Raw genomic sequence first — 7,493 nt, forward strand, 5'->3', positions numbered from 1 at the left:
ACCGCTGTCAGGCATCGTCAGCCGGCGGCAAGGACCACGTCTCTATCAAGGGCCATCGCGCCCGATGATGGGTGCGCGGAGAAGGATACGAAACCATGCGCAATTTTCCTGTCTTGCTTGTCGCCCTTGGAGGCCTGACCGCTTCCGTCATACCCGCCGCCGCGGAATCAGACCATGGATCATGCGCGACCGCATCCGCCACTTCTTCCGCAACAATCGACCTCGAGGCCATCCCCATGGTGAGCGCCACTGGTCCCAAGTCGGTCAAAGGTGTCGGCGACGAACAATGCAGCGACGACAAGCCTGTACGCGGCGCGCGCAGTGATCGGCAAGACGAGGAACGCGGGGACAGCGACGACTGACAGCCAATCGAGCGTCCAACGACCATCAACTTTCCTGGAGAATATTTTCGATGCCTGAAATTCAGCATGTCCACCCTATCCTTGTGCATTTTCCCATCGTGCTCATGTACGCGCTCGTCGTCATCGACCTTGCCGCGCTCGCCAATCGCAACGCCGTAACGATGCGCTCGGGCGTGGGGACGATTTCCACCTTTGCCGCCGTCGCCGCAGGGCTGTTTGCCGTCGGCACCTGGTTCTTCGGCGGCATGGCCCTTGACCACGCGGAGGCCGCCGGCTTCAGCAGCCAGATAGCGGAAATCCATGAGGGCCTGGGCGAGATCAGTGCCTTGATCTTTCTGGGCTGGGGCCTGCTCCGGCTCGTGCTGTGGGTGCGAAATCGAGAGCTGGGCACGCTGGCCTTGGCCATTCCCGCGATTGAGATAGCCAGCGCAGCGCTGGTCACCGTAACAGGCTATTATGGCGGGCAGCTCGTTTATGACCTTGGCGTGAACGTCACCAGGGCCGCGGTTGGAGGGTGACTTTTCAATGCTCGACCTCGATCCATCACCGTGCATGAAGCGGACGCCTCCACTTGAAGACCGGTGCGAGTAGTCGCGCTCGGCGCTAGTCATCGAGCCACATCCTTTGACTAGCCTGCGATGCGGGTCGGTCCGGTTGTGGCTCGATCCAGGAGTGGGCTCATCGCTTTTCGTCTGTGCCTGCCTCGACCGCCGTGATCGAAAAGCCGGCTCTTGGTAACCTCCGACACAAGTACGTACAGCGCGGTGATCGCGAGCAGCCCTGCCAGTACCGGTCCTGTCAGAGGCACAAATCCGAACCAGTTGGCGAACGGGGCGAAAGGGATAAGGATGGTGCCGACGCCGACGCCGAGGGCGAGGCCCGCAAGCAACCGGCTGGGACGGCTGCGCCAAAGCCTCTTGTGGGTCCGCACGACGAGCACGATGGCAAGTTCGGTCAGCACGGATTCCACGAACCACGCGGTCTGAAACGTGGCTGCCGTGGCGTGAACGGCCAGAAGAAGGAACGCGAAGGTTGCAAAGTCGAACAGGGAACTCACCAGCCCGAAGCTCACCATGAAACGCCTCACGAAACGGATGTCCCAGTGACGCGGCCTGCGCACCTGATCGGTATCGACATTGTCGCCAGCGATCGCAAGGGCTGGGATGTCGGAGAGGAAATTGTTCAGCAGGATCTGCTTGGCGAGCAGCGGCAGGAACGGCAGGTAGAGCGAGGCGGCGGCCATGCTGATCATGTTGCCGAAATTGGCGCTGGTGGTAATCGAGATATATTTCATCGTGTTGGCGAACGTCTTTCGACCATCGTCGACGCCCTGCACCAGCACGCTCAGGTCGCGCTTCAGCAAGATGATGTCCGCGGCCTCGCGGGCGACATCCACGGCGGTATCGACCGAAATGCCGATGTCGGCTTCATGAAGCGCCGGTGCGTCGTTGATGCCGTCGCCAAGATAGCCGACGACGTGGCCGCTGCGGCGCAGTGCCTCGACGATGCGCTCTTTCTGGTTTGGATCGATCTCTACAAAAAGATCGGTGTTGCGGACACTTGCCAGAAGCCCGTTCTTCGTCAGTTTCGACAGATCTTCGCCTGTCATGATCCTGTCGGACCGCAGACCCACGGCCTCAGCGAGATGTGCGGCGACATAGCGGTTGTCGCCGGAAATGACTTTTACCCCGATGCCGCGATCGGCAAGCGCCGACAGTGTTTCCTGAACCGCCTGCTTAGGCGGATCGAGAAAGAGCAGGAATCCCGCGAATGCCATTTCGGTTTCGTCGTCCCGGCTGAAGCTCGCCTTATTCTGAAATCTCCGGATCGCCAGGCCGAGAACGCGATACCCTTGCGCGCTCCAGCGCCTGAATTTCTCGTCGATCGCCTGGCGCTCCGCTGCGCCGAGGGGCGTTGAGCCGTGCGGACCTTGCACGAAGCCACAAGCCTCGACGACGTTCTGGACGGCGCCCTTGGTGATGAGGAGCTGTTCGCGTGTGCTGTCCCCTACCGCGACGGACAACCGCTTGCGCACAAAATCGTAGGGGATCTCGTCGATCTTGGCGAAATCGGACGGATCCTCTTGTCCAGGCGGAGCACTCGCGATTGCTTCGTCCAGGGGGTTCTTCAGGCCGGTCTGTAAAGTCGCGTTCAGCCGTGCCCAGAGCTGGACCTCCTTCGAAGCGTTGCCCTGGACATCGAACGATCCATCGAGATGAATGACGCCCTGCGTCAGCGTTCCTGTCTTGTCAGTGCACAGCAGGTCCATGCTGCCGAGGTTCTCGATCGCATCGAGACGGCGCACGATGACACCACTGGCGGCCATGGTCCGCGCACCCCTGGCCAGGGTGACGCTGATGATCGCGGGAAGCAGTTCGGGCGTCAGGCCGACCGCGAGTGCAAGCGAAAACAGCAGCGACTCGATCAATGGCCGGGCGAGCATTACATTGGCGAAGAACACCAGGATGACGATCGCAAGCATGATCTCGGTCATCAGATACCCGAACATCCGGATGCCGCGCGCGAACTCGGTCTCGGGGATGCGTCGCTCCAGGGCCTCGGCAATCGATGCGAACTCGGTCTGCGTCCCCGTGGCAACGGCAAGCACCTTTGCCGTTCCGCTACGAACCGACGTGCCTGTGAAGACGGCATTGGTCCGCTGTGCGACACCGGCTTCAGGCGCGCAGCGGCCAGCCGATTTCACAACCGGAAAGGTCTCGCCGGTTAGAACGGATTCGCTGACGTTGAAATCCCGCGACTCCAGGATCACGCCGTCGACCGGGACGAGATTACCGGCCGACAGGCAGACGACGTCGCCGGGAACGATCTCCTCGACATCGACGCTCCGCTCGAAGCTATCCCGCAGCACGGTGGCCTTGCGGGAGATACGCTGCTGCAGCACCTCCATCGCGCGGGAAGCCCCATATTCCTGCGTGAAGCTAAGAATACAGCTGGCGAGCACAATCGCGCCGATGATCGCCGCCTCATGACCCTCGCCGACAAAAATCGAAACGGCAGCGGCAAAGACAAGGATCAGGACCAGAGGGCTGCGAAATTGGCGGGCGAAGACAGCGAATGCGGATCCACTCGAGCGCCGGGCCAGCGCGTTTCGACCGAGTTTTTCAAGCCGGATCGCTGCATCAACGCTCAAAAGACCAGAAGTGGACGTCTCCAACTGCTCGACCAACTGATCTGTCTGGAGCGACCAGTAGGGATGCTCGACATGACCAGGAGAGCGGTTGACCGATTGCGACCCGCTTGCCATGGCTGTCGGCAGGTCTCTGTCGTATGCCGTTCTGGTCGCCATGACCGGACAGTCAGTTGGAAAGAAGGCGACTGATGCCACTCTCGCGAATCAACGAGCGCGTAACACCGCCAAAGGCCCATTCCCTGAGCCGGCTGTGACCGTAGGCTCCCGAAACGATCAGATCGGCATGGATCGAGCGCGCAAACGCCACCAACCTGTCACCGTCCGCGTCACCGGCGATCATCTCGGTTCGCGCCATGATGCCATGCTGCTCCAGAAACACCGCGACGTCGGCGAGGCTGTTTCGAACGTCCTCCCCCGAACCGCCTTCCATCGTGGCGATTACGACCTCGTTGGCCTTGGCGAGGAACGGCAAGGAATCGGACAAGGCCCTTCGCGCTTCCCGGCTGTCCTTCCAGGCGACAAGGACTGTCTTCCCCAGCAGGTGCTCGGCGTTGCCCGCGGCGACCAGTACCGGGCGGCCGGCGCCGAGCACAAGACTTGCGATATCGACGGCGCGGAAGACATCCTCCCCACCATCGGCGGTGACGATTAGATCGGCTGAACGGGCGACCAAACCGAGAGCGCGGGTCGGTCCGCAAATATACTGCGTCCATTCGCTGCTGATCGAGCCCGGGACGAGCTTGTCGAAATTGTCGCGCAATTCGGCAAGACGCTTCTCGATCTCCAGGCGTTGGATCTGCATGACCTCGCCTTCGTAGACCAGGCCCTCTCCCGTCGACACCAAGGGCGGAACGTCCGCGGCAGCGAGGCCGACAAGGTGAGCCTCGAAGCGCTGTGCCAGCTCCGTTGCGAGCTTTACGATCGGCGCGGGGCTTGCATCAATGGCCAGGTTGACGACTATCGTTTTGTAGGACATGCGGGAACCTCGCTCGGAACGCGGAACGTTTTGTCATTCGCATTGCGCGGGGTGCCGTGCCTTGATACCGATCAAATCGTCACGACCGCTGTTTGGCGAGCGGAACGATGAGTGCTAAATCAGCGGCGGTTGCTGTTTCTCAATCCGGAGACTGCTCGTGAGCAAGAAGGAGCAAGGCCGGTCGGAAGCGGCCGCCAAAGCCTCTCCGCTGGCCGGCGGCTCGCCGGAACAGATCGACAACCTGGCCGAACATGAGCTTCTTGCGCTGATGTTCGATCAGGCTCCGGGTTTCATGACGCTGCTCAGCGAGCCGGGCCACGTCTTTCAGTTGACCAATGCTGCTTACCAACGACTGATCGGTCAGCGGCAGGTTATCGGCAAGCCGGTTCGGGAAGCCCTGCCAGAGCTTGAGGGCCAGGGATTCTTCGAATTGCTCGATCGTGTCAGCGCAACCGGCGAGCCCTATGTTGGCCACAATGCCAAGATCGTCCTGCGCAACACTGAAACCGGCATTGCGGAAGAACGCATTCTGGATTTCGTCTATCAACCCATCAGGGCAAAGGATGGCCGGATCACAGCGATCTTCGTTCAGGGCACGGATGTCAGCGACCTTTCATTCGCCAACGCTGCGTTGCTGCTGCGTGAGGATCACCTGCGTTCGATCCTGGCAACGGTGCCCGATGCGATGGTCGTCATCGACGAAAGTGCCAATATCCAGTCCTTCAGCACGGCCGCCGAGACACTGTTTGGCTACAAGGCGAGCGAAGTCATCGGTCAAAACGTCAAACTGCTGATGCCCACGCCCTACCGGGACGAGCATGACGCATACATGCGACGTTACCTGACGACGGGAGAGCGCCGCATCATTGGGCTCGGGCGCACGGTCACCGGCAGGCGCAAGGACGGCTCGACCTTTCCGATGGAGCTCGCGGTCGGCGAAATGCATCCGGGAACGGGCCGCTTCTTTACCGGCTTCTGCCGCGACCTGACGGAGCGCCACAAAACGGAGGCCAGGATGCAGGAGCAGCAGCAGGAGCTGCTTCATATGGCGCGGTTCACCGCGCTCGGCGAAATGGCCTCGACGCTGGCGCATGAGATCAACCAGCCGCTGACGGCCATCACGAACTATCTCAAAGGCAGCCGCCGTCTCCTCGAGAAGAGCAAGGACGAGAATGCCCCCCTGTTGCAGGACGCGGTCGAGAAGGCTGCCGAACAGGCATTGCGCGCCGGCGACGTGATCCGTCGTCTCAGGGACTTTGTCGCCAGGGGCGAAAGCGAACGTCAGGTCGAGCGTCTGCCGAAGCTCATCGAGGACGCCTCGTCGCTTGCCCTGGTAGGCGCCGGGGAAGCGGATGTGCGTGTCAGCTACGACCTTGATCCGGCGGCCGAGCTTGTCTTGACCGATCGAATCCAGATCGAGCAGGTATTGCTAAACTTGATGAGAAACGCCGTGGAAGCAATGCAGGGCGCGCCCCGCCGGGAATTGCATGTCGTTACCGTGTCGCGGCAGGATGGCATGATGGAAGTTGGTGTAATCGACACTGGTCCCGGACTGGCGCCTGAGGTTTCGGCCCAGCTCTTTCAGCCCTTCGTCACCACCAAGAAACACGGAATGGGCGTCGGCCTGTCCATTTGCCGCACTATCATCGAGTCGCACGGCGGTCATATTTGGGCGGAAGCAATGCCCGACGGAGGGACCGCGTTCCGGTTCACCTTGCGCGCGGTAGAAAAGGAAGAGGTCGCCAATGGCGAATGATGTCGTTCATGTCGTTGACGACGATGTCGACGTTCGCAAGTCGCTGGGTTTTCTACTCGCGACAGCCGATTTTGCCGTGCGCCTCTACGAATCGGCAACCGCATTCCTGGCGACAGAGCCGAAGGAGGTCGACGGCTGCGTCGTCACCGACGTGCGCATGCCTGGCATAGACGGCATCGAGTTTCTGCGGCAACTGAAGGCCCGTGGCCTTGGCGTGCCAGTGATCGTGATGACCGGGCACGCCGACGTCGCGCTGGCCGTCCAGGCGATGAAGGAGGGCGCCGCCGATTTCATCGAAAAGCCTTTCGACGATCAGGTGCTTATCGATGCGATTCGTTCGGCGCTGGACCATCGCAGCCAGCCCGTTGCGGCACACCCGCAGTCAACCGAAATCCGGAAGAATCTGGCCACTCTGTCGGAGCGGGAGCACCAGGTGCTCGATGGGCTTGTCTCCGGATTGCCGAACAAGACGATTGCCTATGATCTCGGGATCAGCCCACGCACGGTTGAAATCCATCGCGCCAATGTCATGAGCAAGATGGGCGCCGGCAGCCTCTCGCATCTGGTGCGAATGGCGTTGATCGCAGAACCCAAACATTAGAGCAGGAAATGCGCTGCGGTTCCGCCCGGAATTGCCGCTCTAAGACAGGTTTCCAGGCGAAACAGCGCTGCCCTTTGGCAGATCCCAGTCGCGCCAGTGGGTCGGCCGGATGTCGACGCGAACGCCGGTAACGGCATGCTGCCACCCCTCCCGGCTTTTCTCGCAGGGGAATATAACGGCGTGCGAGCCTTCCTCGTCCAGAACTGCCAGTTCGAGACTGCGACCAAACGGAGCGCTTGCTATTGGATTCCACATCCAGCCAGCGTGGGCCGAAAATGGGGTTCCGCGCTTTGATTTGAATCAGTTTAGACGGCTTGCGTCGAGGAACCTGCCTATCAAGAGGCATCCGCGCGCCCTGCAATTTGACATAGCTCAAAGCCGAGCCTTCCCCTGGTTCGTAGGTTGAGGTCCCGGCGGATCGAACCGGTCGCGGTCCGCGGCGCCAATTCCCGCACAGGAGCTCGACATGAACTATCAGCGGTTCTTCGAAGATGCGATCGACCAGCTCCACGCGGAGCGCCGCTACCGCGTTTTCGCCGACCTCGAGCGCATCGTGGGCAAGTTCCCGCGCGCCATCTGGCGTTCCAACGGCCGCGCTCAGGAAATCACCGTATGGTGCTCCAACGACTACCTCGGCATGGGCCAGA

General features: G+C 61.2%; 6 protein-coding genes and 1 pseudogene. 5 read left to right on the forward strand and 2 right to left on the reverse strand.

The window, feature by feature from the left end:
• Nucleotides 1–95 precede the first annotated feature (95 nt).
• Both RFM68_RS16010 and RFM68_RS16015 read left to right on the forward strand, forming a co-directional pair.
• The gene (locus RFM68_RS16010; protein WP_320233935.1) at nt 96–362 is read left to right on the forward strand and encodes a hypothetical protein; all 267 of its coding nucleotides are present in this window, start codon (nt 96–98) and stop codon (nt 360–362) included.
• A 50-nt stretch (nt 363–412) separates the two neighbouring features.
• Nucleotides 413–880, forward strand: a complete 468-nt coding sequence (locus RFM68_RS16015; RefSeq protein ID WP_320233936.1) for a DUF2231 domain-containing protein — start codon at nt 413–415, stop codon at nt 878–880.
• A gap of 110 nt (nt 881–990) precedes the next feature.
• Here the strand turns inward: RFM68_RS16015 and mgtA are convergent, their stop codons facing one another.
• Together mgtA and RFM68_RS16025 are read right to left on the reverse strand one after the other, a co-directional pair.
• The gene (mgtA, locus tag RFM68_RS16020) at nt 991–3,669 is read right to left on the reverse strand and encodes a magnesium-translocating P-type ATPase (protein ID WP_430694865.1); all 2,679 of its coding nucleotides are present in this window, start codon (nt 3,667–3,669) and stop codon (nt 991–993) included.
• Between the two features lie 10 nt (nt 3,670–3,679).
• A complete protein-coding gene (locus RFM68_RS16025) occupies nt 3,680–4,489 on the reverse strand; it encodes a universal stress protein (RefSeq protein ID WP_320233937.1) in 810 nt (269 codons plus the stop codon).
• Nucleotides 4,490–4,757: 268 nt separating this feature from the next.
• On the opposite strand from RFM68_RS16025, the gene RFM68_RS16030 reads away from it, so the two are divergent.
• The 3 genes and pseudogenes from RFM68_RS16030 to RFM68_RS16040 all read left to right on the forward strand — a co-directional run.
• Complete coding sequence (locus RFM68_RS16030; protein WP_320233949.1) at nt 4,758–6,245, forward strand: PAS domain S-box protein; 1,488 nt, start codon at nt 4,758–4,760, stop codon at nt 6,243–6,245.
• Nucleotides 6,235–6,846 (forward strand): response regulator FixJ, encoded by a 612-nt coding sequence (gene fixJ, locus RFM68_RS16035; protein ID WP_320233938.1) that lies wholly within the window; start codon nt 6,235–6,237, stop codon nt 6,844–6,846. The genes RFM68_RS16030 and fixJ overlap by 11 nt, the downstream gene beginning before the upstream one ends.
• A 466-nt stretch (nt 6,847–7,312) precedes the next feature.
• Nucleotides 7,313–7,493: pseudogene (locus RFM68_RS16040) on the forward strand (5-aminolevulinate synthase); the annotation flags it as partial.

Origin of the sequence: Mesorhizobium montanum (assembly GCF_033977145.1) — a bacterium.
In the GTDB taxonomy this organism is placed as follows: Bacteria; Pseudomonadota; Alphaproteobacteria; order Rhizobiales; family Rhizobiaceae; genus Mesorhizobium; species Mesorhizobium montanum.